Origin of the sequence: Nocardioides sp. CER19 (assembly GCF_029846275.1) — a bacterium.
Taxonomy (GTDB): Bacteria; Actinomycetota; Actinomycetes; order Propionibacteriales; family Nocardioidaceae; genus Nocardioides.
The window spans coordinates 117,539-140,961 of the sequence record NZ_JARVWS010000001.1 but is presented as its reverse complement, the minus strand read 5'-3'; the positions used below and the strand labels follow the sequence as shown (position 1 = coordinate 140,961).

The 23,423-nt window shown below is 73.3% G+C and carries 24 protein-coding genes, 1 tRNA gene and 1 other RNA gene; 13 read left to right on the top strand and 13 right to left on the bottom strand.

Annotated elements, in window-relative coordinates; translation table 11 throughout:
• Window positions 1–2: 2 nt before the first annotated feature.
• The 5 genes from QDS12_RS00770 to QDS12_RS00750 are packed head-to-tail and all read right to left on the bottom strand — an operon-like array spanning window position 3 to window position 4,044.
• Window positions 3–566, bottom strand: a complete 564-nt coding sequence (locus QDS12_RS00770) for a hypothetical protein (RefSeq protein WP_279876294.1) — start codon at window positions 564–566, stop codon at window positions 3–5.
• Window positions 563–1,978: a HAMP domain-containing sensor histidine kinase gene (locus QDS12_RS00765; protein WP_279876293.1), complete on the bottom strand. Its 1,416-nt coding sequence runs from the start codon at window positions 1,976–1,978 to the stop codon at window positions 563–565. The genes QDS12_RS00770 and QDS12_RS00765 overlap by 4 nt, the downstream gene beginning before the upstream one ends.
• The gene (locus QDS12_RS00760) at window positions 1,975–2,679 is read right to left on the bottom strand and encodes a response regulator transcription factor (RefSeq protein ID WP_279876292.1); all 705 of its coding nucleotides are present in this window, start codon (window positions 2,677–2,679) and stop codon (window positions 1,975–1,977) included. The genes QDS12_RS00765 and QDS12_RS00760 overlap by 4 nt, the downstream gene beginning before the upstream one ends.
• A gap of 45 nt (window positions 2,680–2,724) precedes the next feature.
• Entirely contained in the window at window positions 2,725–3,174 is a 450-nt protein-coding gene (locus QDS12_RS00755) for a VOC family protein (protein ID WP_279876291.1), read from the bottom strand.
• A 15-nt stretch (window positions 3,175–3,189) separates the two neighbouring features.
• On the bottom strand, window positions 3,190–4,044 hold the full coding sequence (locus tag QDS12_RS00750; RefSeq protein ID WP_279876290.1) for an SMP-30/gluconolactonase/LRE family protein: 855 nt from the start codon (window positions 4,042–4,044) through the stop codon (window positions 3,190–3,192).
• Window positions 4,045–4,125: 81 nt separating this feature from the next.
• On the opposite strand from QDS12_RS00750, the gene QDS12_RS00745 reads away from it, so the two are divergent.
• From QDS12_RS00745 to QDS12_RS00725, 5 genes are read left to right on the top strand one after another with little or no spacing between them, the layout of a single operon-like run.
• Complete coding sequence (locus tag QDS12_RS00745; RefSeq protein ID WP_279876289.1) at window positions 4,126–4,836, top strand: helix-turn-helix domain-containing protein; 711 nt, start codon at window positions 4,126–4,128, stop codon at window positions 4,834–4,836.
• Between the two features lie 16 nt (window positions 4,837–4,852).
• Window positions 4,853–5,197, top strand: coding sequence for a metalloregulator ArsR/SmtB family transcription factor (locus tag QDS12_RS00740; RefSeq protein ID WP_279876288.1), 345 nt, complete (start codon window positions 4,853–4,855; stop codon window positions 5,195–5,197).
• The gene (locus tag QDS12_RS00735; RefSeq protein ID WP_279876287.1) at window positions 5,169–5,660 is read left to right on the top strand and encodes an SRPBCC family protein; all 492 of its coding nucleotides are present in this window, start codon (window positions 5,169–5,171) and stop codon (window positions 5,658–5,660) included. The genes QDS12_RS00740 and QDS12_RS00735 overlap by 29 nt, the downstream gene beginning before the upstream one ends.
• Before the next feature lie 36 nt (window positions 5,661–5,696).
• Window positions 5,697–6,557, top strand: a complete 861-nt coding sequence (locus QDS12_RS00730; RefSeq protein ID WP_279876286.1) for a MoxR family ATPase — start codon at window positions 5,697–5,699, stop codon at window positions 6,555–6,557.
• Between the two features lie 7 nt (window positions 6,558–6,564).
• A complete protein-coding gene (locus QDS12_RS00725; protein ID WP_279876285.1) occupies window positions 6,565–7,938 on the top strand; it encodes a VWA domain-containing protein in 1,374 nt (457 codons plus the stop codon).
• Between the two features lie 3 nt (window positions 7,939–7,941).
• On the opposite strand, the gene QDS12_RS00720 is transcribed toward QDS12_RS00725, so the two are convergent.
• From QDS12_RS00720 to QDS12_RS00710, 3 genes are read right to left on the bottom strand one after another with little or no spacing between them, the layout of a single operon-like run.
• On the bottom strand, window positions 7,942–9,102 hold the full coding sequence (locus QDS12_RS00720) for a hypothetical protein (protein WP_279876284.1): 1,161 nt from the start codon (window positions 9,100–9,102) through the stop codon (window positions 7,942–7,944).
• A complete protein-coding gene (locus QDS12_RS00715) occupies window positions 9,099–9,548 on the bottom strand; it encodes a hypothetical protein (protein WP_279876283.1) in 450 nt (149 codons plus the stop codon). Before QDS12_RS00715 ends, QDS12_RS00720 begins: the two co-directional genes overlap by 4 nt.
• A 57-nt stretch (window positions 9,549–9,605) precedes the next feature.
• Window positions 9,606–10,802, bottom strand: coding sequence for a pyridoxal phosphate-dependent aminotransferase (locus tag QDS12_RS00710; protein WP_279876282.1), 1,197 nt, complete (start codon window positions 10,800–10,802; stop codon window positions 9,606–9,608).
• 59 nt (window positions 10,803–10,861) lie between these two features.
• On the opposite strand from QDS12_RS00710, the gene QDS12_RS00705 reads away from it, so the two are divergent.
• Window positions 10,862–12,361, top strand: coding sequence for a potassium/proton antiporter (locus QDS12_RS00705; protein ID WP_279876281.1), 1,500 nt, complete (start codon window positions 10,862–10,864; stop codon window positions 12,359–12,361).
• 19 nt (window positions 12,362–12,380) lie between these two features.
• On the opposite strand, the gene QDS12_RS00700 is transcribed toward QDS12_RS00705, so the two are convergent.
• Window positions 12,381–12,887: a LytR C-terminal domain-containing protein gene (locus tag QDS12_RS00700; protein ID WP_279876280.1), complete on the bottom strand. Its 507-nt coding sequence runs from the start codon at window positions 12,885–12,887 to the stop codon at window positions 12,381–12,383.
• A gap of 6 nt (window positions 12,888–12,893) precedes the next feature.
• Window positions 12,894–13,196: a type II toxin-antitoxin system VapB family antitoxin gene (locus QDS12_RS00695; protein ID WP_279876279.1), complete on the bottom strand. Its 303-nt coding sequence runs from the start codon at window positions 13,194–13,196 to the stop codon at window positions 12,894–12,896.
• A gap of 47 nt (window positions 13,197–13,243) precedes the next feature.
• Here QDS12_RS00695 and QDS12_RS00690 point away from each other — a divergent pair, with 47 nt between their 5' ends.
• The gene (locus QDS12_RS00690) at window positions 13,244–14,839 is read left to right on the top strand and encodes a helicase HerA-like domain-containing protein (RefSeq protein ID WP_279876278.1); all 1,596 of its coding nucleotides are present in this window, start codon (window positions 13,244–13,246) and stop codon (window positions 14,837–14,839) included.
• An 81-nt stretch (window positions 14,840–14,920) separates the two neighbouring features.
• Here the strand turns inward: QDS12_RS00690 and QDS12_RS00685 are convergent, their stop codons facing one another.
• Entirely contained in the window at window positions 14,921–15,100 is a 180-nt protein-coding gene (locus tag QDS12_RS00685) for a hypothetical protein (RefSeq protein ID WP_279876277.1), read from the bottom strand.
• Between the two features lie 162 nt (window positions 15,101–15,262).
• Window positions 15,263–18,568, bottom strand: a complete 3,306-nt coding sequence (locus QDS12_RS00680; protein WP_279876276.1) for an FtsK/SpoIIIE domain-containing protein — start codon at window positions 18,566–18,568, stop codon at window positions 15,263–15,265.
• Between the two features lie 164 nt (window positions 18,569–18,732).
• Here QDS12_RS00680 and QDS12_RS00675 point away from each other — a divergent pair, with 164 nt between their 5' ends.
• Genes QDS12_RS00675 through QDS12_RS00660 form a run of 4 tightly spaced genes read left to right on the top strand, consistent with a single transcriptional unit; the run spans window position 18,733 to window position 20,752 of the window.
• Entirely contained in the window at window positions 18,733–19,056 is a 324-nt protein-coding gene (locus QDS12_RS00675) for a hypothetical protein (protein ID WP_279876275.1), read from the top strand.
• Window positions 19,057–19,065: 9 nt separating this feature from the next.
• Entirely contained in the window at window positions 19,066–19,356 is a 291-nt protein-coding gene (locus tag QDS12_RS00670) for a WXG100 family type VII secretion target (protein ID WP_279876274.1), read from the top strand.
• Entirely contained in the window at window positions 19,353–20,597 is a 1,245-nt protein-coding gene (locus QDS12_RS00665; RefSeq protein WP_279876273.1) for an EsaB/YukD family protein, read from the top strand. The genes QDS12_RS00670 and QDS12_RS00665 overlap by 4 nt, the downstream gene beginning before the upstream one ends.
• Complete coding sequence (locus QDS12_RS00660) at window positions 20,594–20,752, top strand: hypothetical protein (protein WP_279876272.1); 159 nt, start codon at window positions 20,594–20,596, stop codon at window positions 20,750–20,752. The genes QDS12_RS00665 and QDS12_RS00660 overlap by 4 nt, the downstream gene beginning before the upstream one ends.
• 65 nt (window positions 20,753–20,817) lie before the next feature.
• Here the strand turns inward: QDS12_RS00660 and QDS12_RS00655 are convergent.
• Window positions 20,818–20,905, bottom strand: a tRNA-Ser gene (locus tag QDS12_RS00655).
• A gap of 88 nt (window positions 20,906–20,993) precedes the next feature.
• On the opposite strand from QDS12_RS00655, the gene ffs reads away from it, so the two are divergent.
• Window positions 20,994–21,084: signal recognition particle sRNA small type (gene ffs, locus QDS12_RS00650), an RNA gene on the top strand.
• 101 nt (window positions 21,085–21,185) lie between these two features.
• Window positions 21,186–23,414, top strand: coding sequence for a DNA polymerase III subunit gamma and tau (locus QDS12_RS00645; RefSeq protein ID WP_279876271.1), 2,229 nt, complete (start codon window positions 21,186–21,188; stop codon window positions 23,412–23,414).
• The last annotated feature ends 9 nt before the right edge of the window (window positions 23,415–23,423 follow it).

The following is a 23,423-nucleotide window of genomic DNA, read 5'->3' as shown; positions in this document are numbered from 1 at the left end:
CGTCAGGACGCGTCGGCGCGCGCCGCGGAGAGCTGCCGGAGGAGCACGGCGGTCGCCTTCTGCACCTTCGGGCCGTCGTACGGCTTGAGGGCGAGGGCGTTGACGGTCTGGATCAGCTTGCCGTTCTGCAGGAACGCCGAGACGGCGTACGCCGACCCGGAGTCGTTGACGACCATGCGGGCGTCGTCGGCGCCCGGCACCGTCGGACGGCTGACCGTGCCGGCCGGGACCTGCATGGTCGACCACGCGGCCTCGAGGCCCTGGTCGAACCAGAGGTAGGACAGCTCGAACGTGGGGCCGCCCTTCTTCACCGGGACCAGGGCGCAGCGCGGGTTGTCAGCGGTGCCGGTCTCCTTCTCGAGCTGAGCGCCGAGCGCCTGCGAGACCGGCGCGACGTCGACTCCCGCGCAGGGGTTGAACGACGGCTCGCTCGGCGTGGCCGAGGGCGATCCCGTCGCGGCGTGCGGCGACGACGTGGCGTCGTCGGACGAGCAGCCGGTGAGCAGGCCGGTCGAGGACAGCAGAGTCAGGCCGCCCACCAGCAGGGCGGTCAGACGGTTGTTCACCGGTGGGGTGCCTCCTTCGGCATGGCGTGGGCAGCGCCGGGAATGCGGAGCACCAGGCGGGCGCCGCCCTCGGGTGTCTGGTCGGCGGCGACGGTGCCGCCGTGCCGCTCCGCAGTCTGCCTGACGATCGCGAGACCGAGGCCGGAGCCCGGCATCGCGCGCGACTCGGCGGCGCGGTAGAAGCGGTCGAAGACGTGCGGCCGATCCCCCTCGGGGATCCCCGGGCCCTGGTCGTCGACGGTGAGGACGCCGTCGCGGAGCGTGACGTGCACCGTTCCGTCGGGCGGGCTCCACTTCGCGGCGTTGTCGAGCAGGTTGGTGATCGCGCGCTCCAGCGCGTTGGACTCGCCCACCACCCACCACGGCTGGGCGTCGACCTCGAACGACACGAGCGGGGCGCGCAGCCGGACCCGCGCCACCGCGTGGTCGACGACCTCGTGCAGCTCGACGGCCTCGACGACGGGCGTCAGCGGCTCGTCACGGGCGAGCTCGACGAGGTCGCCGATGAGAGCGGTGAGCTCCTCCATCTGGGCGCGTACGTCGGTGAGCAGCTCGGCCCGCTGCGCGGGCTCCAGCGCCAGGTCGGCCTGGGTGAGCAGGTCGATGTTGGTGCGCATCGAGGTGAGCGGGGTCCGTAGCTCGTGGCCGGCGTCGGCGATCAGCTGCCGCTGCCGCTCCTGGGAGGCCGACAGCGCGGCGAGCAGGCCGTTGAAGGCGGTCGCCAGCCGGGCGATCTCGTCGTCGCCCTCCACCGGGAGCGGGGCGAGGTCGTGGGGGGAGATCTCCTCGACCGACCGGGTCAGCCGGCGTACGGGCCGCAGACCGTTGACGGCGACGCCCCAGCCGGCGAGGGCGGCGAACAGGACACCCACGAGACCGCAGAACAGCATGACGAGGCTCAGCCGGTGCAGCAGGTGCTCCTGCGGGGTGAGGGCCTGCGCCAGCACGAGTGCCCGCCGCTCGCCGGTCACCATGGTCGGCACGGCGACGACGCGGTACTCCTGGTTGCCGGCTGAGATGGTCCGGATGCTCGACGAGAGCTTGTGCTGCGCGACCGCGAGCTCGGGGGTCGACAGCGGGGGGAAGCCGCCGACCCGGTCGGGGATGTGGACGACGCCGTCGTTGTCGACGAAGGCGATCCGGATCTCGGCGGTGCTGATCACGGCGGCCGGGATCTCGTCCTGGGTGAGGACGAGCAGGGCGGAGGAGCCGGCCGCGGCCTGCGCTCGGTCCATCAGGTTCTGGTCGGCGCTGGCCACGAGCTGGTGGCGCATGAGCGCGTAGATCGCCACCGACAGCATCGCCACGACGAGGCCGACGGCGATGGTGGTGAGCAGCGTGACGCGGCTGGCGAGGGAGCGGCGGTAGTGCCACCCGCCGTCCGGGCTCCGCTCGACGAACGGGACGGTCATGACTCCCTGAGCACGTAGCCCACACCGCGCACGGTGTGGATCAGTCGCTGCTCGTCCTCGGCCTCGGTCTTGCGGCGCAGGTAGCCGACGTAGACCTCGAGCGAGTTGGCGGTCGTGGGGAAGTCGAACCCCCACACCTCCTCGAGGATGAACGAGCGCTCGAGCACGCGGCGCGGCCGCCGCAGGAACATCTCCAGCAGGGTGAACTCGGTCCGGGTCAGCTCGATGCGCCGGGCGCCGCGGGTCACCTCGCGGGTCGCGACGTTCATCGTCAGGTCGGCGAACGCGAGGATCTCGTCCTCCGATCCCTCGACCGGGACGGCTCGGCGCAGCAGCGCCCGCAGCCGGGCGAGGAGCTCGGGCAGCGCGAACGGCTTCGTCAGGTAGTCGTCGGCGCCGGCGTCGAGGCCGTCGACGCGGTCGCCGACGGCGTCGAGAGCGGTCAGCACGATGATCGGCACGTCGTTGCCGGCCGCGCGCAGCGCCTTGGTGGCCTCCAGACCGTTGAGGCGCGGCATCATCACGTCCATCACGACCACCTCGGGGCGAGCCGAGCCGATGACCGCGAGGGCCTCCGCGCCGTCGCCGGCCAGCGAGACGTCGTAGCCGTTGAACTCGAGCGAGCGCCGGAGCGACTCGCGCACGGCCTTGTCGTCCTCGACGACGAGGACGCGTGGCTTGGTCGCGGCAGGGCTGGTCACGGCACCAGAGTGCCACTCAGGACTGAGTGAGCGCTGAGAGCGCGCCTACGCGTCCTCCTCGCTCCCCGCTGATGCCTGCCCGCCGGCGTCCAGGCACATCAGCTGCCAGAGATGACCGTCCGGGTCGGCGACCAGGGCGCGGTAGAAGGAGCCCCACGGTGTCATCGCTGGCGGGGCGACCGCCGTACCGCCGCCGCCGACCGCCCGGGCGAAGCGCGCATCGACCTCGGCGGGGGACTCCGTCGGCAGGCTGATCATGCACTCGGCCCGGCCGTCGCTCGTGGCCTCACGACCGGTGACGAAGGCGAAGCCGTCCGCCGGGATCAGCATGACCTCGGTGTCGGAGTTGAGGACCACGCGCAGCGGCTCGGGTACGCCGTCCTCGGCCGGGTCACCGGGCGTCGGCAGCCCGAGCCCGTCGCGGAAGAAGGCGTACGCCGCCCGGCGGCCGGTCGTGGGCAGGGCGATCGTCGTCGGCGTCGCGTGCTGGTTCATGCGCGTTCCTCTCTCTCACAGGTGGGGTCCGGGCCAGCCGGCACCGGCGGCGGGAGCGGGCACCCGCCAGACGCGGCCGTCCCAGTCGGCGTGGGTGGCCAGCGCGGCCGCGCCCGGCCACCGGGCGCCGACGACATAGAGGTCGGAGTCGCCCAGCATGCAGGCGAAGCCGCCGCGGTCGAGGTCGACCGTGGCCAGGACGGCACCGCCCTCGGCGACCCGGACGCAGTGCTGGTGCGGCACGTCGGCGTACCACGCGGCGCCGTCGGCGTCGAGGCAGATGCCGTCCGGGTTGTCGCCGCCGAGCTCGGCCCAGACGCGGCGGTTCGACAGCGTCGCGTCGTCGCCGATGTCGAACCCCAGCAGCTGCGACCGGTAGGAGTCGGCGACCACGAGCGTGCGGCCGTCGGCGGTCACGGCCATGCCGTTGGGGAAGGCGATGTCGTCAGCGACGACCGCGGCCGCGCCGTCCGGCCGCACCACCGCGACGAACCCCGGCTGCCGGTCACCGGGCGGCGGTCCCTGCGCGAAGTCGAAGCCGGCGCCGTTGACGTAGGCGTTGCCGCGGCCGTCGACCACGATGTCGTTGCAGCCGTACGGCGACAACGCGGACAGGTCGGCGTACCTGCTCAGCGAGCCGTCCTCCTCCAGCGTCAGCAGCGCCCGCTCGGGACCGGACACCAGCAGCAGCCGCCCGTCCGGGAGGAAGTCGAAGCAGAGCGGCAGCGAGGCGTGCCGGACGACCTCGTCGAGCCCGCCGGCGTCGTCGATCCTCAGGATCCGACCCGCCGTCCAGTCGCTGAACCAGAGGCGCCGGTCGTGCCACCGCGGTGACTCGACGAGGCCCAGTCCCGTGGCGAGGACGTCCATCACCGTCTCCTGCTGTCGTCCGGCTCCATCTTCGCTACACTAAACATAGTGACCGCTCTTGTGAAGAGAGTGAGGAGAGAAGTGCCCCCGAAGAAGACGTACGGCGAGCTGGGTGACGCGTGCGCGACCGCGCATGCGCTCGACGTGATCGGCGACCGTTGGAGCCTCATCGTCGTGCGGGAGCTGATGCTCGGCCCGCGCCGTTTCGCCGACCTGCAGTCCGCCGTCGTCGGGATCACCCCCGCGGTGCTGACCGAGCGCCTGCGCCGCCTGGCCGAGTCGGGTGTGGTGGAGCAGGCGACCCTGGACGACCTCGGCCGCACGCGCGCCTACCGGCTGACGTCCTGGGGACGCGGGCTCGAGGACGTGATGGCCGCGCTCGGCCGCTGGGCGCACGGCTCGCCGGGCTTCCCGGTCGCGGGCGGCAGCATGACGCCCGACGGCGCGGTCGTCGCGATGCGCACGATGACGCCGGCCGCTCCCCGGGCGCCCCGCTCCGTCGAGCTGGGGCTCCGGCTCGTCGACGCGCGTCGGCCGGCGGCCGGCGTACGCCGCTATCGCCTGCGGTGGCGGCGGCGCTCGCTCGAGCTGGTCGAGGGGATCCCCGAGCGCCCGGACGTCATCGTCACCGGCGACTCGACCGCCTGGACCGAGGTGGTCTTCGGGATGACGCAGCTGGCGGCGGCCGAGCACCACGGGCAGCTCGCGGTGGACGGCGACCGCGACGCGCTCGCAGCTGTGCTCGACCTCTACCGGTCCGTGTCGGTGGGGCTTGTGCCCGCGACTGCGTAAGTCGTACCTTACGTAAGTGACAGTTGACGCTTGGGTGGCACTGGCCGACCCGACCCGCCGGGTGATCCTCGCCCGCGTGGCCGAGCGACCGCTGTCGGTCGGCGAGGTCGCCGACCACCTCCCGACGATGACGCGACCGAACGTCTCCCAGCACCTCCGCGTGCTGCGTGAGGCCGGGCTGGTGGCGGTGGAGTCGGTGGGGACCAAGCGGATCTACTCCGCCCGACCCGACGCGCTGCAGGACCTGCGCACCGAGCTGGACGGCTTCTGGAACCAGGCGCTGGCCAACTTCAGCCGGCGCATCGACGAGCGGAAGCAGAACGGAGACAGCGATGACCGAGACGACCAAGGCGGGGGCTGAGGCCACCAGCATCACCGTGGACGTGACGGTTGACGTCCCGCAGGCCGAGGCGTTCAAGGTGTTCACCGAGGAGTTCGACGGGATCAAGCCGCGGGAGCACAACCTGCTCGCCGTGGACGTCGCCGAGACGGTCCTCGAACCACACGTGGGCGGCTCGGTCTACGACCGGGGCGTCGACGGCAGCACCTGCCGGTGGGGCCGGGTGCTCGCCTTCGAGCCCACGGAGCGGCTCGTCTTCACCTGGGACATCGGCGTCGACTGGCGGCTCGAGACCGACCTGGCGCGGGCCAGCGAGGTCGAGGTCAGGTTCGTGGCGCTCGACGCGCGCAGCACTCGCGTCGAGCTCACGCACCGCCACCTGGACCGCCACCTCGACGGTTGGCAGAGCCTGCGCGACGGCGTCGCGTCCGAGGGTGGATGGCCGGTCTACCTGCAGCGGTACGCCGCCCTCACGGCCGCCTGACCGCAAGGCCCCGCGCCGGTGGGGGAGGATGGCCGCATGGCCTGGTTCTCCTCCCCCTCCGACGCCACCACCCGACTGGCGACCGCCGGCTACCTGGCCGACGCGGCGACGGCGACGACGAGCTTCCTCGCGGGCGCGCTCGAGAAGCCGCTGCTGGTCGAGGGCCCGGCCGGCGTCGGCAAGACCGAGCTGGCCAAGGCCGTCTCGCGTGCGACGGGCGCCGACCTGGTGCGGCTGCAGTGCTACGAGGGCCTCGACGAGGCCCGGGCGCTCTACGAGTGGAACTACAAGAAGCAGCTGCTCCGCATCCAGGCCGCCACCGACGGCCAGGCGTGGGAGGAGACCCACGACGACATCTTCAGCGAGGAGTTCCTCCTCACCCGGCCGCTGCTGACGGCGATCCGGCGCGACGCGCCGACCGTCCTGCTCATCGACGAGGTCGACAAGACCGACGTCGAGGTGGAGGGGCTGCTGCTCGAGGTGCTGTCGGACTTCCAGGTCACCATCCCCGAGCTCGGCACCGTGGCCGCGACCCGCCGGCCGTTCGTCGTGCTCACCTCCAACGCCTCCCGGGAGCTGTCCGAAGCCGTCAAGCGACGCTGCCTCTACCTCCACCTCGACTACCCCGACACCGAGCGGGAGAAGGAGATCGTCACCTCGCAGGTGCCCGACCTCGACGACAAGGTCGCCACCCAGCTGGTGACCGCCGTGGCCCGGTTGCGCGACCTCGAGCTCAAGAAGGCGCCCTCGATCGCCGAGTCGGTCGACTGGGCGCGGACCCTCCTCGCACTGCACATCGACGACCTGGACGCGAAGGCGATCGACGACACCCTCGGCGTCGTCCTCAAGCACTCCTCGGACACCGAGCGCGCGGTCCGCGAGCTCAAGCTCCGGTGAGCGCCCGATGACCCTGCTCGACCGGCACATCGCCTTCCTGGAGGCGCTGCGCGCCGCCGGGATGCCGGTGTCGCTCTCCGAGGACCTCGACGCGGTCGCCGCGCTGGGCCTGGTCGGCTGGGGGCAGCGCCAGCAGGTGCACGACACCTACGCCGCCACGCTGGTCAAGCGGCAGAGCCAGCGGGAGACGTTCGACGAGCTGTTCGAGATCTACTTCCCGCGGATGGTGGGCGAGGGGTTCGCGGCCGCTGCGGAACCAGAGGGCTCTCGACCGGCTCGGCCAGCGGACGGACCGGCCGACCTGGCCGCGTTCACCGAGGAGCTCGCCGACGCCCTCGAGGCCGACGACCTCGAGCGGCTGCGGCAGCTGGCCAGCGAGGCCGTCGGCCGCTTCGGGTCGATGCCCGGCCGCGGCCCCGGCATGAGCAGCTGGTCGGCGTACACGACACTGCGACGGCTCTCGACCGACGAGCTCACCCTCAAGCTGATCGAGGGGCTGCGGCGCGGCGGCTGGACCGAGGAGCAGGCGGGCCGCACAGCGGCGAAGCGGGTCGGCTCTTACCAGCAGATGGTCGAGGCCGACGCCCGCCGCCGGATCGCCGAGGAGAAGGGCCCCGACCAGATCGCGCGGATCACCGTGCGCCCGACCATCGACCGGCTGGACTTCCTGTCGGCGCGTCGCGCCGACCTGGAGGCGCTGCGCCGCGAGATCTACCCGCTCGCGCGGCGGCTCGCGACCCGGCTCACCCAGGAGAAGCACGCCCGCCGGCGCGGACCGATCGACATGCGCAGGACCGTGCGCGCCTCCATCTCGAACGGCGGCGTACCCCTCGACGTGAGGCTCCGGCCGAAGCGCCCGCACCGCACCGAGCTGGTCGTCCTCTGCGACGTCAGCGGCTCGGTCGCCAACTTCGCGTCCTTCACGCTCATGCTGGTCTTCGCGCTGCGCGAGCAGTTCGGGAAGGTGCGGGCCTTCACGTTCGTCGACGACGTCCACGAGGTGACCGACTACTTCACCCCCGGCTCCGACATGGTCGACACGATGACGCGGTTGGCCGACGCGACCTCGCACGCCGCCCGCTTCGGGCGCACCAACTACGGCCGCGCCTTCGGCCGGTTCGTCGAGGAGCACCCGGACGCGCTCGGGCCGAAGTCGTCGCTGCTCATCCTCGGCGACGCGCGCTCGAACTACAGCGACCTGTCCCTCCCGACCCTGCGGCGGATGGCCGCGAGCGCCCGGCACGCCTGGTGGCTGAACCCGGAGGCCCGCCGCAACTGGGACACCGGCGACTCGGCGGCGTCCGACTACGCGGCGGTCGTGCCGATGGTGGAGTGCCGCAACTTGACCCAGCTGACGGAGTTCGTGCACGACATCCTCTGACCCTCATCCGCGGGTGATCTGGAAGACGGTGCTCCGGACCTCGTCGCCCGGCTGGCCGAGGAACGGGTCCAGCCCGATGAGCGCCTCCTGCACGACCGGGTCGGTCGACTGCTCGGCCGCCACCGCGCCCGCGCTGTAGTGCGGGAACCCGTGGTTGTCGGCGACGGAGGGCGATGTCCCGCTGTCGAACGTGACCGTCACGTGGTGCGGCGACACCATCGACCCCGCCTCGGCGCCGGCGTCGACGAGCGGCACCGGGTCGCCCTGGTGCTCCAGCGACAGCACGCCCAGGCCGGGCGGCAGAGTCCCGGGGACGGCGGGTGAGCCGAGGGTCACGACCTGCGTGACGTCGTACGGCGACCCCGCGCTCGCCAGCTGGAGCGCCTGCATCCCACCCTGGCTGTGGCCGACCAGGAGCACCGGCTCGCCGGAGCGGATGCCCGCCTGGTGCATCGCCTCGAGCGCCCCGGCGCCATAGGCCGTGGGGACGCCCGCCTCGAGGCTGACCGCGGCGCCGACGTCGCGCACGTCGGAGTCGACGCTGAACGGGGTCAGGTCGTCCATCCCGGGCAGGTAGACGACGTGCCGGCGGCGGCCGTCCGTGCCGGTCAGGGTCTGGACCTCGACGGTGCCCTTGTTGTCGGGAGAGCCGGGGCCGGAGAGCTCGCTCATCTGACCGGCGTGGTCGACGAGCGAGTCGAGGCCGGTGGGCGCCGCTGACGACATCGGTACCTGCAACTCGGTGGGGCGTACGTCGGGCGGGACCCATTCCCGCCCGTAGAGCGACGCGACCAGTCGCTCCTCGACGAGGATCCGGTCGTGGACCAGCGCGTCGGCCCGCTCGAGCTCGGCGACGACGTGACGGACGGTCGCCGCGTGCGCCGTGATCGCGGCGGCCCAGGCGGTGAGCGCGGCGGCCAGTGCCCCGGTCGCCGCCTCGGCGACGAGCGCGGTGCCGGGTGAGAACGCGGCGGAGGCGAGGAGGTCGGGCGAGACCGCGACGGCGCCGACCCGGCCGGCACAGGCGAGCGCCCGGTCGCCGGTGTGGTCGAAGGCGTCGGCCATGGTGCTGACGTCCTGGTAGGGGACGCGGAGGTGGTCGCCGCCCGTGACGCGGACGATGCTCGCGTGTCGCTGCGGGCCGGCGTCGTCGGGTCGGCTCATCGGAGTGGACCGGGAAGCGCGACGCCGGGCAGCCGGACCTGCAGCCACTCGGCGCTCCCGGGTGGGGGCGCGGTGAAGCGGGCGAGCGTCTCGTCGTCGTCCCCGACGGCGTCGATCAGCCCGTCGAGGAAGCGCCCGAGCCTGCTCCGGGCGCCGTCGACGGCCGTGCGGACCCGACGCTCGATCTCGGCGACCAGCGCGAGGGCGTCCTCGAGCGCGGCAGCGTGCGCGTCCAGGGCCCGAGCCGCGGTCTCGTGCCGGGCGGCGATCCGGGTGAGGACGTGGGCCTGGGCGACCGTCTGGTCGAACATCGCCGCACCGGCCAGGCCGGTCCAGCCCACGGCGTGGCCGCGGGCGACCAGCGCACGGGCGTCGGCGCGGACCTCGGCGCCCTGCTGCCGGATCCGGTGTGCGAGCGCGCGGATCTCGTGCGGGTCTGGCCCCATGGCTTCCTCCTCACCGGCCCACCCGGACTCTGCCCGGGACCGGCGGAGGCGGAAACCTCAGCGCCCGACCGCTGTGGACAACCGCTCGAGCGCCTCGCTGATCTCCGCGGCGTCACCGGCGAAGGACATCCGCAGGAAGCGGCCCCCGTCGGTGGTGTCGAAGTCGATCCCCGGCGCCACGGCGACACCTGTGGTCGCCAGCAGCTGGTGGGCGAAGGCCATCGTGTCGTCGGTCAGGTGGCCCACGTCGGCGTACACGTAGAAGGCGCCGTCGGCGGGCGCGAGCCGGGTGATCCCCAGCCGGGGCAGCCCCTCGAGCAGGAGCCGCCGGTTGGCGGCGTACCTGGTGACGTGGCCGTCGAGCTCGGCGATCGCCGCCGGCGTGAAGGCGCGGACGGCGGCCCGCTGCGCGATCGTGGGCGGGCAGATCGTGAAGTTGCCGGTCAGCACGTCGATGGCGCGGCGCAGCCGGCCGGGCGCCAGCAGCCACCCGATCCGCCAGCCGGTCATCGAGAAGTACTTGCTGAAGCTGCCGAACACGACCGCCTCGCGGCTGGTCTCCCAGGCGCAGCGGGCCAGCGGCGCGTGGCCGTCGAGGGGCGCGTACTCGATGCCGTGGTAGATCTCGTCCGAGATGAGCTGGACCCGGTGCTCCTCGCACCAGGCGGCGATCGCGGCGAGCTCCTCGGGCAGCACCATCGTGCCGGTCGGGTTGGCGGGAGAGGCCAGCAGGACGCCCTTGAGGTCTCCTCCCTCCGCTTCGTGGAGCTGGGCCAGCTGCTCCACCGTCGGCTGGAAGCGGGTCTCGGGTCCGGTCTCGATCTCGACGACCTGGCAGCCGAGCGCCTGCAGGACGTTGCGGTAGCAGGGGTAGTTGGGGCGGGCCATCGCGACCTTGTCGCCGACTTCGAACGCCGCGAGGAACGCGAGCAGGAAGCCGCCGCTGGCCCCGGTCGTCACGATGACGTCGTCCGGGGAGACCTCCAGGTCGTAGCGGGAGCCGTAGTGCCCGGCGATCGCCTCCCGCAGCTCGAGGATGCCGGTCGCCGGGGTGTAGCCGAGCGGGTCGCCCGAGCGCAGCAGCCGGACGGCCTCCTCCGCGACGGCGGCGGGTGCGCCCGTCGAGGGCTGGCCGGAGAGCAGGTTCACCGCGTCGCCGTGCGTGCGCTGGCGGGTCGCCGACGCCGCGATCATGTCCATGACGTGGAACGGCGGAACGTTCGCGCGCGCGGCGGCTGTCCAGCGGTCATCCATGAGGGGCACGGTAACCGCCCGATAGGATCAGATCCCGCCACCCCCAGAAGTGAGGTGACATGAGCTTCAACGTCCACCAGCTCGACACGTTCGCGCTGGTGGGCTCGGCCGTCACCCTGTTCGCGATCCTGGCGGTGCGGGTCTCCTCGCGGACCGGGCTGCCGACGCTGCTGGTCTACCTGCTCATGGGTGTCGCGCTCGGTGAGGCCGGCCTGGGGATCCAGTTCGAGGACGCCGAGCTCGCACATGCGCTCGGCTTCGCCGCGCTCGCCGTCATCCTGGCCGAGGGTGGTCTCGCGACAGAGTGGCACGACGTACGCCGCTCGCTGCGGCTGGGCCTGTCGCTGGCGACGATCGGTATCGCCATCACGGTCACCGTCGTGGGCTTGGCCGGGCACTACCTCCTCGGCCTGGACTGGAAGCTCGCCGTCCTGCTGGGTGCCGTGACCGCCCCGACGGACGCCGCCGCGGTGTTCTCGGTGCTCCGGGTGGTGCCTCTGCCCAAGCGCCTGACCGCCGCCCTCGAGGCGGAGTCGGGCCTCAACGACGCACCGACGGTCGTGCTGGTCTCGCTCATCGCGACCGGCGCGGTCGACCACGACCCTCTGTGGATGGTCGCCGGAACGATCGCCTACGAGCTCATCGAGGGGACCCTCGTCGGCCTCCTCGTCGGCTTCGGAGGCTCCTGGCTGATGCGGCGCGCGGCCCTGCCCTCGACCGGGCTCTACCCGCTCGCGGTGCTGATCCTGACGGTCCTCGCCTACGCCATCGGCGGGTCCACGCACGGGAGCGGCTTCGCTGCCGTGTACGTCGCCGGGCTCGTCCTCGGCAACGCCGAGCTGCCGCACCGCGGGGCCACCCGGTCGTTCGCCGAGGGGGTGGCGTGGCTGGCCCAGATCGGTCTCTTCATCATGCTCGGGCTCTTGCTCTCGCCGGGCCGGATCACGTGGCACATCGTCGGGCTGGCGCTCGTCGCCGGACTCGTGCTGACGCTGGTGGCGCGCCCGCTGTCGGTGGTCATCAGCGCGCTGGGCGCCCGGCTGCGCTGGCAGGAGCAGGCGTTCCTGTCCTGGGCGGGCTTGCGCGGCGCCGTACCCGTGGTGCTGATGACGATCCCCCTCGCGGAGCGGGTGCCCGGCGCGGAACGGCTCTTCGACCTCGTCTTCGTGATGGTGGTCGTCTACACGCTGCTCACGGCGCCGTCCCTGCCCTGGGTCGCGCGGTTGCTGGGCGTGGCCCGCCCGTCGGACCCTCGCGCCCTGGACCTCGAGGCCGCGCCGCTCGAGCGGGTGGCCGCCGACCTGCTGCAGATCACGATCACGCCCGGCTCGCGCCTGCACGGCGTCGAGGTCGGCGAGCTGCGCCTGCCCGCTGGTGCGTCCGTGTCGCTGGTGCTCCGTGACGGCGACGCGATCGTGCCGGAGCACCGGACCGTGCTGCGCGCCCTCGACGACGTCCTCATCGTGACGCCGCGCGAGCTGCGGGAGAGCACCGAGCGGCGGCTACGCCAGGTCAGCCGGCACGGCCGGCTCGCGCAGTGGCTCAAGGACTCGCCCTAGGGCCGTCTCCGCCCCGGCGCTAGGAGCTGGGCGGCGAGCAGATCGTCGTACCCTTCGTCGCCTTGACCGACGGCTTGCCTTTCGTCAGGGTGCGGAACTTGTCGCCGACCACCACGACGACGCCGACCTCGGCGACGTCGTGCTGCACGATCTTGGCGCGGCCACCGAACCGGCTCGCCACCAGCGCGACGGCGGGGCTCGTCGGGTCGTCGGTCCAGATCTGGGCGTACGTGACCGCCGTCTTGGCCGGCGCGTTGCCGCTGTCGCCCTTGTTGAAGCCCTGGTCGGTGAGCGCCGTCATCGTCCGGCTCGCAAGACCGGCGCGCTTGCCGGCGTTGAGCACGCTCACGGTCACCTGCTGGGTGGTGACGGTCTCACCCGCGGAGACCGCCGTCTCGACGCAGGCCGGTCCGCTGGTCAGCGACGGCAGCGGCGCCGTGAGCGCCGACCAGCCCCACGAGGCAGCGAAGGCGAGCAGGGCGGCGAGCACCGCGAGCGTGAGCACCGTCTTCACCGCCTGGGTCATGGCGCGTCAGCCTAGCGAGGGAAGGACGTGCACGCGGGCGTGCAGGACATGTCTTTGCTGCAGAGCGGCGCGGAGGGCGCGGTGCAGACCGTCCTCGAGGTAGAGCTCGCCGTTCCACTCCACGACGTGCGCGAACAGGTCGCCGTAGAACGTCGAGTCCTCGTCCAGGAGGGCGGCGAGCTGCAGGGTGTCCTTCGTCGTGACGAGCTCGTCGAGACGCACCTGACGGGGCGGTACGGCGGCCCACTCCTTCGCCGAGAGGCCGTGATCCGGGTACGGACGCCCCTCGCCCACACGCTTGAAGATCACGCTCGCGACTATAACGACCGCCCGACGATCCGCCTTAGGCTCGAGCCATGACCGACACGCCGGCCACGCCCGGGTCAGAGTCCGCGACGCCCGCCAGCCCGATCGAGACGGCGGTGGCGGCCGGCTACCGGTTCGCCGGTACGGCGCTCGAGCTCGGCGGACTCATGACGGACGCCGAGACGCTCACCGACGTCCACATCCGGATCCCGCTCGGCATGCTCAACCGGCACGGCCTGGTCGCCGGTGCCACGGGCACCGGCAAGACGAAGACCCTGCAGCTCATCGCCGAGCAGCTCTCCGCCAACGGCGTGCCGGTCTTCGCCGCCGACATCAAGGGCGACCTCTCGGGTCTCGCGACGCCCGGGGTGCCGAGCGAGAAGCTGACCGCCCGGACCGCTTCGGTCGGCCAGGACTGGTCGGCGACCAGCTTCCCGGTGCAGTACTACGCGCTCGGCGGGGTCGGCAGCGGCATCCCGGTCCGCGTCACCGTCGAGACGTTCGGCTCGACGCTGCTCGCCAAGGTGCTCGAGCTCAACGACACCCAGGAGTCTTCGCTCGGGCTGGTGTTCCACTACGCCCGCAACGCGCAGCTGCCGCTCCTCGACCTGGCCGACCTGCGCGCCGTGCTCCAGTACCTCACCAGCGCCGAGGGCAAGGCCGACCTCACCGGTCTGGGCGGCCTCTCGTCCGCGACCGTCGGCGTGATCCTCCGCGAGCTGATCGCGTTCGAGGACCAGGGCGCCGACGCGTTCTTCGGCGAGCCCGCGTTCGACTCCGGGGAGTTCCTCGCGACCGAGGGCGACGGCCGCGGACGGATCTCGCTGCTCGAGCTGCCCAACCTCACCGACCGGCCGGCGATCTTCTCGACGTTCCTGATGTGGCTGCTCACCGACCTGTTCCGCAAGCTGCCCGAGGTCGGCGACCCGGACAAGCCGAAGCTCGTCTTCTTCTTCGACGAGGCGCACCTGCTCTTCGACGGGGCGTCGAAGGACTTCCTCGAGACGATCACCCAGACCGTGCGGCTGATCCGGTCGAAGGGGGTCGGCGTGTTCTTCATCAGCCAGTCGCCCACCGACATCCACGAGGACGTGCTCGGCCAGCTCGGCTCGCGTATCCAGCACCAGCTCCGCGTCAACACGCCCAACGACGCCAAGGCGCTGAAGCAGACCGTGAACACCTACCCCACGTCGTCCTACGACGACCTGGGCGCGGTCATCACCACGCTGGGGATCGGCGAGGCGATCGTCACCGTCATGAACGAGCGGGGCGCGCCGACGCCGGTCGCGTGGACGCGGCTGCGGGCGCCCGAGTCGCTCATGGGGGCGACGGACCCGGCCGCGATCGAGGCGGCGATCAAGGCGTCGCCGAGCTACGCGACGTACGCCGTTGCCGTCGATCGGCCGTCGGCCGCCGAGATGCTCGGCGAGAAGATGGCCGCGGCACAGGCGGCCGAGAAGGCAGCGGCGGAGGCCAAGGCGGAGGCGGCCAAGCAGGCGGCCCCACGGAAGAAGGCCCCGAAGGCCGGGCGGTCGCAGCCTGACGACGACTCGCTCCTCGAGGACGTCGTGAAGTCGTCGGCGTTCAAGAACGCGATGAACACGGCGGCGCGGGAGCTCGTGCGGAGCATGTTCAAGCGGCGCTGACCGGTGACGCAGAACGGCCGGCCCGTGCGTGACGGGCCGGCCGTTCGACGATCTGTGTCCCCCGAGAGCGCTGCGAGCGGATCACGCAGACCAGCGCAGCGAATCGTCGATGAAGTCGGCGAACGCGTGCGTGCCGCGCAGGTCCTCGCGCTCGATCATGAGCTTGGCGAGTGCGCTGGCGTGCCGGGACTTGAGGCTGTTGCGCTGCGTGGAGACGCGATCGAGCTCGGTGTCCCGTGTGGTCGTGGTGGGGTTCTCCATCTCAACCTCCTAGGGGGTCTGTTGGTCCTTGGTGTTGTCCTTGGTGGGACGAGCCTGCACCGTCGAGATCGCCAGGAGGTTGACCTCAGGTTACGGCTGCGTTTTGTTTCGTACTCTTTGTCTATCAACTTGGATCAGTTTAACACTTTGATCGATCCAAGCCTAGAGCGGCGTCCACGCCACCTGGAACGCGTTTTCGTCGCCGTCCCTGCCGATCCAGCGCGCCCGACCGGGGGGTGCGGACCGAGCCGGCACCCCATGCAGCAGCGGTCCTTCCTCGGGACTACCCGACAGGAGCACTCCGGGACTCCGCAGCTCGCGCAGGATGCCGAGCAGCGGCTCGTAGAACGCGCGGGCGGCGCCGCCGGTCCTCCTCGCGACGACGAGACGCAGGCCGACGTCGGTCCCTCGCGACAGCAGCGGCACCAGCGGACGCCAGGGAGTCGGCTCGACGAGGTCGAGGTCGTCGACGACGACCCAGACCGCGGGTCCGGGGGCCGCGCCGGGCCGCAGCCGCCGGTCGAGGAGATCGGCGAGCTCGCCCACGGTCGCGGTCGGCTCGTCGACATGTGCCAACAGCTGCTCGGGGCGCACCTGGCCGGCCAGGGTGCCGCGTGGGTCGACGACGAGCACCTGGTCGCGCGGTCGCGTCCGGGTGATCTCGCGGAGGATCGTCCGCAGCAGGGTCGTGCGACCCGAGCCGCCGTCGCCGAGCACGATCAGGTGTCCGGACGTCGGCAGCGTCCTAACGGCATGGTCGCCCGAGCACAGGCCGAGCCGGACACGGCCGTCCTCCGACAGCTCGTCGAGCGTGACCTGCCGCGGGAGCGGGCGCAGCCTCCGGGGTGTGGGGCCGTGCCACTGACGTGCGACCTGCCCGACCAGGTCGGTCAACGCCTCGTCGGCGGTCCGTGTGTCGGGCGCGAGCCGCGGCAGCGCCGCCAGGAAGTGTGCGCCGTCGACGACGCCCCGGCCCGGCCGTCCGCGCGGAACGGCCGCGGCCAGCCGCCGATCGACCTCGGAGTCGAGAGGCTCGCCGAGCCTCAGCTCGATCCGGGTGTCGAAGGCGTCGCGCACCGGCGCCCTCAGGTCGGCCCACCGACCCGCCGCGACCACGAGGTGCACGTCGAGTGCCCGCCCCCGCGACGCCAGCCGGGTCAGCTCCTCCTCGAGGTACGGCAGGTCCTGGCGCAACACCGCCCAGTCGTCGACGACCAGCACCGCAGGCCGGTCGGGACCGCGGGTGAGGTCGCCGACGATCCTGACGGCGAGCTCGGGGTCCGCCCGACCGGCCGCACCCGCCACGTGCGGAAGGTGCGTGAGCGGCGCGAGCCTGCCGCCGAGGTCGAGCAGGTGGATCGAGACCTCCTCCGGCGTCCGGGTCAGCGCCAGACCGGCGACGGCGGTCCGCAGGAGGCTGCTGCGGCCGCTGCCGGGTGCGCCGACCACGGCGACGTGGCCAGCGGTGAGGTCGACCTCCAGCCGGTCACGCCGCTGCAGCAGCGGCCGGTCGATCTCACCGAGCGGGACGGTCGGGGACGCCTGTCCGAACCCGCGGATCGGGTCGTGCTCGATCCCTGGCAGGAGGTCCCCCAGCGTCGCGGACCGATCGAGCGGCGGCAGCCAGATCCGGTGGGCGCTGCTGCGGCCCGTCATGGCCGCGGCGGCGGCGTGGACGAGAGGCACGGCCTCCGTCACCGGACCGCCGACCGGTGCGGCGGTGAACGGGAGCACCCGGGCCGGGTCGGCCGGGCGGTGCAGCACGGTGCCGACGTACGGCGCGCGGAACCGGGTGAGGGTGTGCGGATCGGTCCGGAGGTAGCCGAGGCCGGGTGTCGGCGGTAGCTCGTAGGCGTCGAGCACGCCCAGCACGGCGCGGGACTCCTCGGCGGTGAAGGTGCGCAGGCCGATCCGGTAGGACAGGTGCGACTCCAGGCCGCGCCACCGGCCTTCGCCCAGGCGCTGCGAGGCCAGCAGCAGGTGGATGCCCAGCCCTCGTCCGAGCCGGCCGAGCGTCAGGAAGAGCTCGTCGAGGTCGGGACGGGCGGTGAGGAGCTCGGCGAACTCGTCGACCACGACCAGCAGCGTGGGCAGGCCGCTCCGGTCGCCGTCGGCCGCGCGGACGACCTCCTGGCGCCTGGTCAGCTCGCCGGTGAGCGCGTCGGCGGTCCGGTCGAGCAGGTCGAGCTCGTCGGCGAGGTTGGTGATCAGCGCCGAGACGTGCGGCAGGCCGGCCAGGCCGTCGAACGCGGCACCGCCCTTGAAGTCGACCAGCACCAGGTTGAGGTCGGCCGGTGGATGGGTGAGCGCGAGCCGAAGGACGAGCGCACGGAGCAGCTCGGACTTGCCGGACCCGGTCGCACCGATCACCGCGCCGTGCGGGCCCGAGCCGCCGAGGGCCGACTCCTTGAGGTCGAGCAGGACCTCCTCGCCGGTGTCTGACGTGCCGAGCGGCACCCGGAGCCGGTCGGCCGGGCGCCGCGGTGACCAATCCGGGTCGGCGGGGAAGAGCGCCGACCGGACGCCGCCGCCGGACCGCCGGGCGAACGCCTCGGCCACCTCGACGGGGCAGTCGTCCGGGATCCCGGGAAGGGGTCTGCCGTCGGCGGACACGTGGTCGGCGACGCGGAGCACGGTGGTCGGCCGGTCGATCGGTGGTGGTGGCACGCCGTCGACGACGACGAGAAGGTGTCCGCGGTCCGGGAGCCACGGCGCCAGCTCGGTCATCGAGCCGGCCACCAGGCGGCGCGGTCCGACAGCGTCACCGGCGAGCCGGCTGGTCGCCTGCGGGAGCCACTTCACCCACTCCCAGCGTGCGCGGACGTCCTCGGTGGCCAGCACCGCCACCGTGACGGCGGGGCAACCTGCGGCGGAGCAGACCAGTGCGCGGGCGGTCGCGGGTGGAGCGGTGAGCTCGGCGGTGGCAGCCAGGTCGACGGTCGCCGGCAGACCGGGGCAGGACGCGTGCGCGGCCACCAGTCGTCGTACGGCATCGGCGCAGAACGGGTCCGCCCGCGCGCCGATCTCCGGGACGGCGGGTGCGGCGTCGAGCGGCAGGTCGGCGACGCCGTACCTCACGAGGAGCCCGTCATCCGGCCGGAGCGCCCCGCACTCGGCGAGTGCGGCGAGCGCGGCCGGTGGCGGATGCCGCGCGCCGGCGCTGGCGCGCTGGGTCGCGCCGGCGGCGCGGACGGCGTCGCGCACGACGGCGAGATGGGCGAGGTAGTCGCGCCGTGCCGCATCCGCGGACCGCCGCCGCTGCCCCCGCTGCCGCTCCACCTGGGCCACGGCGACCAGCAGAGTGACGACGACGAACAGCCCGATGCCGGCGTACGCCCGGCGCCCGGCCGCCATGGTGGCCACGAGCCCGATCGAGCCCAGGCTGCCCAGCACGGGGAGGGCGCCCAGCCCGCCGCCGGCGCCGGTCCGCTCCACCCCCGGCGGCGGTCGCAGCACGATCCGATCCACGTCAGCTCCTTCCCGAGATGCACCGAACGCTAGGCGCGGCCGCGGACACTCCGCCCCGCCTTCCACCCGGACTGTGGAAAACCCCGGCGCGCGGTTTCGGCACGCCGGCCCCGGGCAGGGGTCCCTGACCGCGGTGCGCCCGCGCCGCACAGGAAGGAGCTCCCATGTCCGTCAGCGTCACCGGTCAGGAGGTCGGCGCGCTCGCCCGCGCCGCCGGCCTCGCCCTCTCCGCCAAGGCCGATCTCGACGGCCTGCTCGCCACGCTCAGCAGCCAGGTCGCGCTCGGCTCCCGCTGGCAGGGGGCAGGTGGGCGTTCCTTCACCTCGGCGTACGCCGAGTGGGAACGCCAGCAGCTGCGGGTCACCGCCAAGCTGCAGTGGTTCCACGACCAGCTCGCCGCCGTCGAACGGCTCAACCTCGCCACCGACCACGCGCAGGCCGCCGCGCTGGGCGCCTTCGCCTCCCGCCTCGGCCCGTCGCAGCGCTAGGAGCCGCTCATGTCCGACCTCATCGTCGTCGACCACCCGGCCCTGCAGCAGGCCGCGGCCGACCTCGCGCGCGCCGTGGCGGCCTCTGAGGAGCGGATCGAGCGCCTCGCGGCCGAGCTCGCTCCGCTCAACGGCCAGTGGTACGGCTCCGCGCAGGAGGCCTACCTCGAGGCCAAGGCCGTCTGGGAGTCGGCCCAGGGCGAGATGCGCCTGCTGCTCGCCCGCCTCGGCGCCGCGGTGGGCGCCGCCCAGGAGGCCTACCGGGGAGCCGACCAGGCCGGAGCCCGGGCGTTCCGGTGACCACCGCCCTGCTGCGGATCAGCGTGGTCGGCGCCGGGCGCCGACTCGACCTGGCGGTCCCGCCCGCCCTGCCGGTCGCCGAGCTGGTGCCGGGTCTCGCGCGCCGCCTCGGCCTGGTGTCCCACGACGGCCTGCGACTGTGCACCGCCAGCGGTTCGGTCCTCGACGACGCCGCCGGGCTCGCGCCTCAGGACGTGCCGGACGGTGCGGTGCTCACTTTGGCGCTGCCGCCCCCGCCTCCGGTGGTCCACGACGACCCCGCGGAGGTACTGGTGGAGTCCGCTTCACCGGGAAACCTGCCGGACTGGCTGGCGGCGACAGCCGCGGCGTTCCTTCTCCTCCTCGGGGCGGCCTCGGTCGCGCTCGCCGGCGAGGCGAGGTACGCCGGGGCGCTGGCGCTCCTCCTGCTCGCCGGTGCGCTCGGGGGCGCCCGGGCGGCGCCTCGGTCGGCGGTCGTCGCGGCGACCGGCTCCTGCGCCTACGCCGGCGTCGCCGCCGGCCTCCTCGCCAGCGACCTGCGGCCGGGTGCCGGGGTGGTGTGGGCGGCGGCCGGAGGCGCCGTCCTCGGCGTGGCCGCGGTCGCCATGGCGGGGCTGCCGTTCCGGCGGTTGTGGCTGCTGCCCGCGCTCGTCATCGGGACGGCGGGTGCCGTCGTGGGTGCCGTCCTCGCCGTACGGGCGGTACCCGTGCCCGTGCTGGCGGGTGTGCTGCTCGGCCTCGTCGTCCTGCTGGCCGCGGCCACGCCCTGGGTGGCCGTCGGGCACCTCTCCCGCCCGCGCGGCCGGGTCGACCTCGGCCGACTGGCCGACGAGGCGCGCGTGGCCCGCGAGCTGATGGTGGGACTGGCGGTCGGACTCGCCGCCGTCCAGGTCGCGGTCACGCCGGCGGTGGCCGGGCACGGCACCGCCGGCGTCGCGCTGGCCGGCTGTGCGTCGGTGCTCGCGCTGCTGCGGGCGCGGCACCACCCGTCGCCGATCGACGCGCTGCCCGGGCTCTCGGCCGGTGCGCTGGGCCTGCTCGCGACGGCGGTCGTCGCACTCGGTGCGCACCCGGCGTGGCGGACGGTCGGATCGGTCGTGCTGGCCGGCGCGGGCGGCGTACTGCTCGCGGCACCGCAGCTGCGGTCCCGGACGTCGGGTGTGCTGGTGCGGCCGCTGCTGACGGCGCTCGAGACGGCCTGCCTGGTCGCGCTCGCACCGCTCCTCGTCCTCGCCAGTGGCGCCCTGGAGTCGTTGCCGTGAGCGAGATCGAGGCGGCCGGCTACGAGCGCAGACGGCTGGTCGCGGCGTTCCTGGGGCGTGCCGAGCCGTTGCCCGGGGTGCTGCGGCCGGTCGCGGCCGGCCTCGTCGTGAGCGGGATCCTCGTCGGCGTCGAGGTGCTGCGGCGGTGGTGGTGACGGGTCGGACCGGAGGTGTGGGCGAAGACGACACGAGGGCGCCGACATCGGTCGGCGCCCTCGAGTGGCGGAGCTGGGGGGATTCGAACCCCCGAGGGCGTTAACCCAACCCGCTTTCCAAGCGAGCGCCATAGGCCACTAGGCGACAGCTCCGTGGAGGAGGGTATCGGCCGGGTGGCGCGACGGCGAAATCGTCTGCTCGCTTTGGTGGCCCCACCACGGCTCGCCTAGACTCCCCGGCAACCCCCCACGTGGCGGCATCTTGCCGAACCTCCCCAGGGCCGGAAGGCAGCAAGGATAAGCGAGCTCTGCCGGGTGCGTGGGGGGCCTTTTCATGCCCCGGAACTGCCGATTGGGCTGCCTCGCTCGACGAGCACTCCCAGCGCCGGCCGCCCGCCTACCGGCTGTCGGTCCCGCTGGTTAGGGTTTCCGCGTGGAGTCACCCCTGGCGCTTTACCGCCGCTACCGGCCCGAGACGTTCGCCGAGGTCATCGGCCAAGAGCACGTCACCACGCCGCTGCGCGCCGCGCTCGCCAACAACCGGGTCAACCACGCCTATCTGTTCTCAGGTCCGCGCGGCTGCGGCAAGACCACCAGCGCGCGGATCCTCGCGCGGGCGCTCAACTGCGAGAAGGCGCCCATCGCCGACCCGTGCGGTGAGTGCGTGTCCTGCCGCGACCTCGCCCGCGGCGGTCCGGGCAGCATCGACGTCATCGAGATCGACGCGGCCTCGCACGGCGGCGTCGACGACGCCCGTGACCTGCGGGAGAAGGCGTTCTTCGCGCCGGTGCGCAGCCGCTACAAGGTCTACATCATCGACGAGGCCCACATGGTCTCGGCGCAGGGCTTCAACGCGTTGCTCAAACTCGTCGAGGAGCCACCGCCGCACCTGCGCTTCATCTTCGCGACGACCGAGCCTGACAAGGTCATCCCGACCATCCGGTCGCGTACGCACCACTACCCGTTCCGGCTGATCCCGCCGCGACTGCTGTCGTCCTACCTCTCGGAGATCTGCGAGAAGGAGGGCGTCGCCGTCGAGCCCGCCGCACTTCCGCTGATCGTCCGCGCCGGCGGTGGGTCGGCCCGCGACACCCTGTCGGTGATGGACCAGCTGCTCGGCGGTGCCGGCCCCGAGGGCGTGACCTACGACCTCGCCGCCGGACTGCTCGGCTACACCCCCGACTCGCTGCTCGACGAGGTCGTGGACGCGTTCGCGGCGGCCGACGGCTCGGCCGTGTTCGGCGTCGTCGACAAGGTGATCGAGACCGGGCAGGACCCCCGCCGCTTCACCGAGGACCTGCTCCGCCGCCTGCGCGACCTCGTGATCGTGTCCGCGGTGCCCGACGCCCCCGCGACGGGACTCATCGACGTCGCTCCCGACGCGGGCGAGCGCCTCGTCGCCCAGGCCGGCCGGTTCGGTGGTGCCGACCTGTCGCGCGCCGCCGACCTCGTCGCGACCGGCCTCACCGAGATGCGCGGCGCGACCGCGCCGCGGCTGCTGCTCGAGCTCATCTGCGCGCGTGTGCTCCTGCCGGGTGCGGACCACGGGACCGAGGGGCTCGCGGCCCGGCTCGACCGGGTCGAGCGACGCCTGTCCGTGAGCGGTACGCCGACCATCGCACCCGTCGTCGCCCAGGCGCCGCCCGCCCAGGACCGCCCGGCGCCGCGGGCGACCGCGCCGACGCCGGAGCCCGTCGCCCCCGCGGCCCCCGCGGCCCCGGCCGCCCCCGGTGCGCCGTCAACCATTGCCCAGCCCGGACCGGTCGAGCAGTCACCGCCCGCTCCGGCCGGCGGTGAGCAGTCAACCGTTCCGGCAGCGCAGAACGTCGACCAGTCACCGCCCGCGGCGGCGCCCACGGTGCCCACGGTGCCCACGGTGCCCACCCCGGCGACCCCACCTCAGGCGGCACCTCAGGAAGCACCCCGGTCAGCACCCCCTGCGCCGACTCCGCCCGCCCCCGGCGAGCCGGCGACCGGCGGCCTCACGGTCGTCGACGCCCGCCGGCTGTGGCCCGACGTGATCCAGGCGCTGAGCGGCCTGCGCCGCGCGACCTGGGCGCTGCTGAGCAGCCATGCCCAGGTGGTCGGTCTCCAGGGCGACACCCTCACGATCGGGTTCACGACGCCGGGGCTGCGGGAGCAGTACGCCAGCGGCGGTCACGAGCCCCACCTGAAGCAGGCGCTGGTCAACGTCATCGGCGCCGAGTGGCGGATCGAGGCGATCGTCGACCCCGGCGTGCAGCCCGGCGCGGCCCCGCCGCCTCAGCGCCCGCCGGTCCAGCAGGCCGCGCAGGCCCCGCAGGCCCCGCAGTCCCAGCCGGCTCAGCACGCCCCGGCCGAGCATGCCCCGCCGGTCGACCAGCCCCCGCCGCCCGAGCCTCCGCAGGCGTCTGAGGCGCCGGATCCGCCGCCGTGGGACCTCCCGGAGGAGCAGCCGGTCGAGAACCGCCTCGACGGCCGCGCCATCGACGCCGCGCGAGGGGCCATCCAGCCGACCCGCACCGGTGGCCGCGCGACCGACACGACGGCCGAGGAGCTGCGCGCCGCCGACGCCCACGCCCACCCCGACGACCTCGACGCGGACATCGACAACCTCGCCGGCGCCGAGCTGCTCGAGCGCGAGCTGGGTGCCCAGATCATCGAAGAGATTCGCCACCAGTGAGAGAGTTGG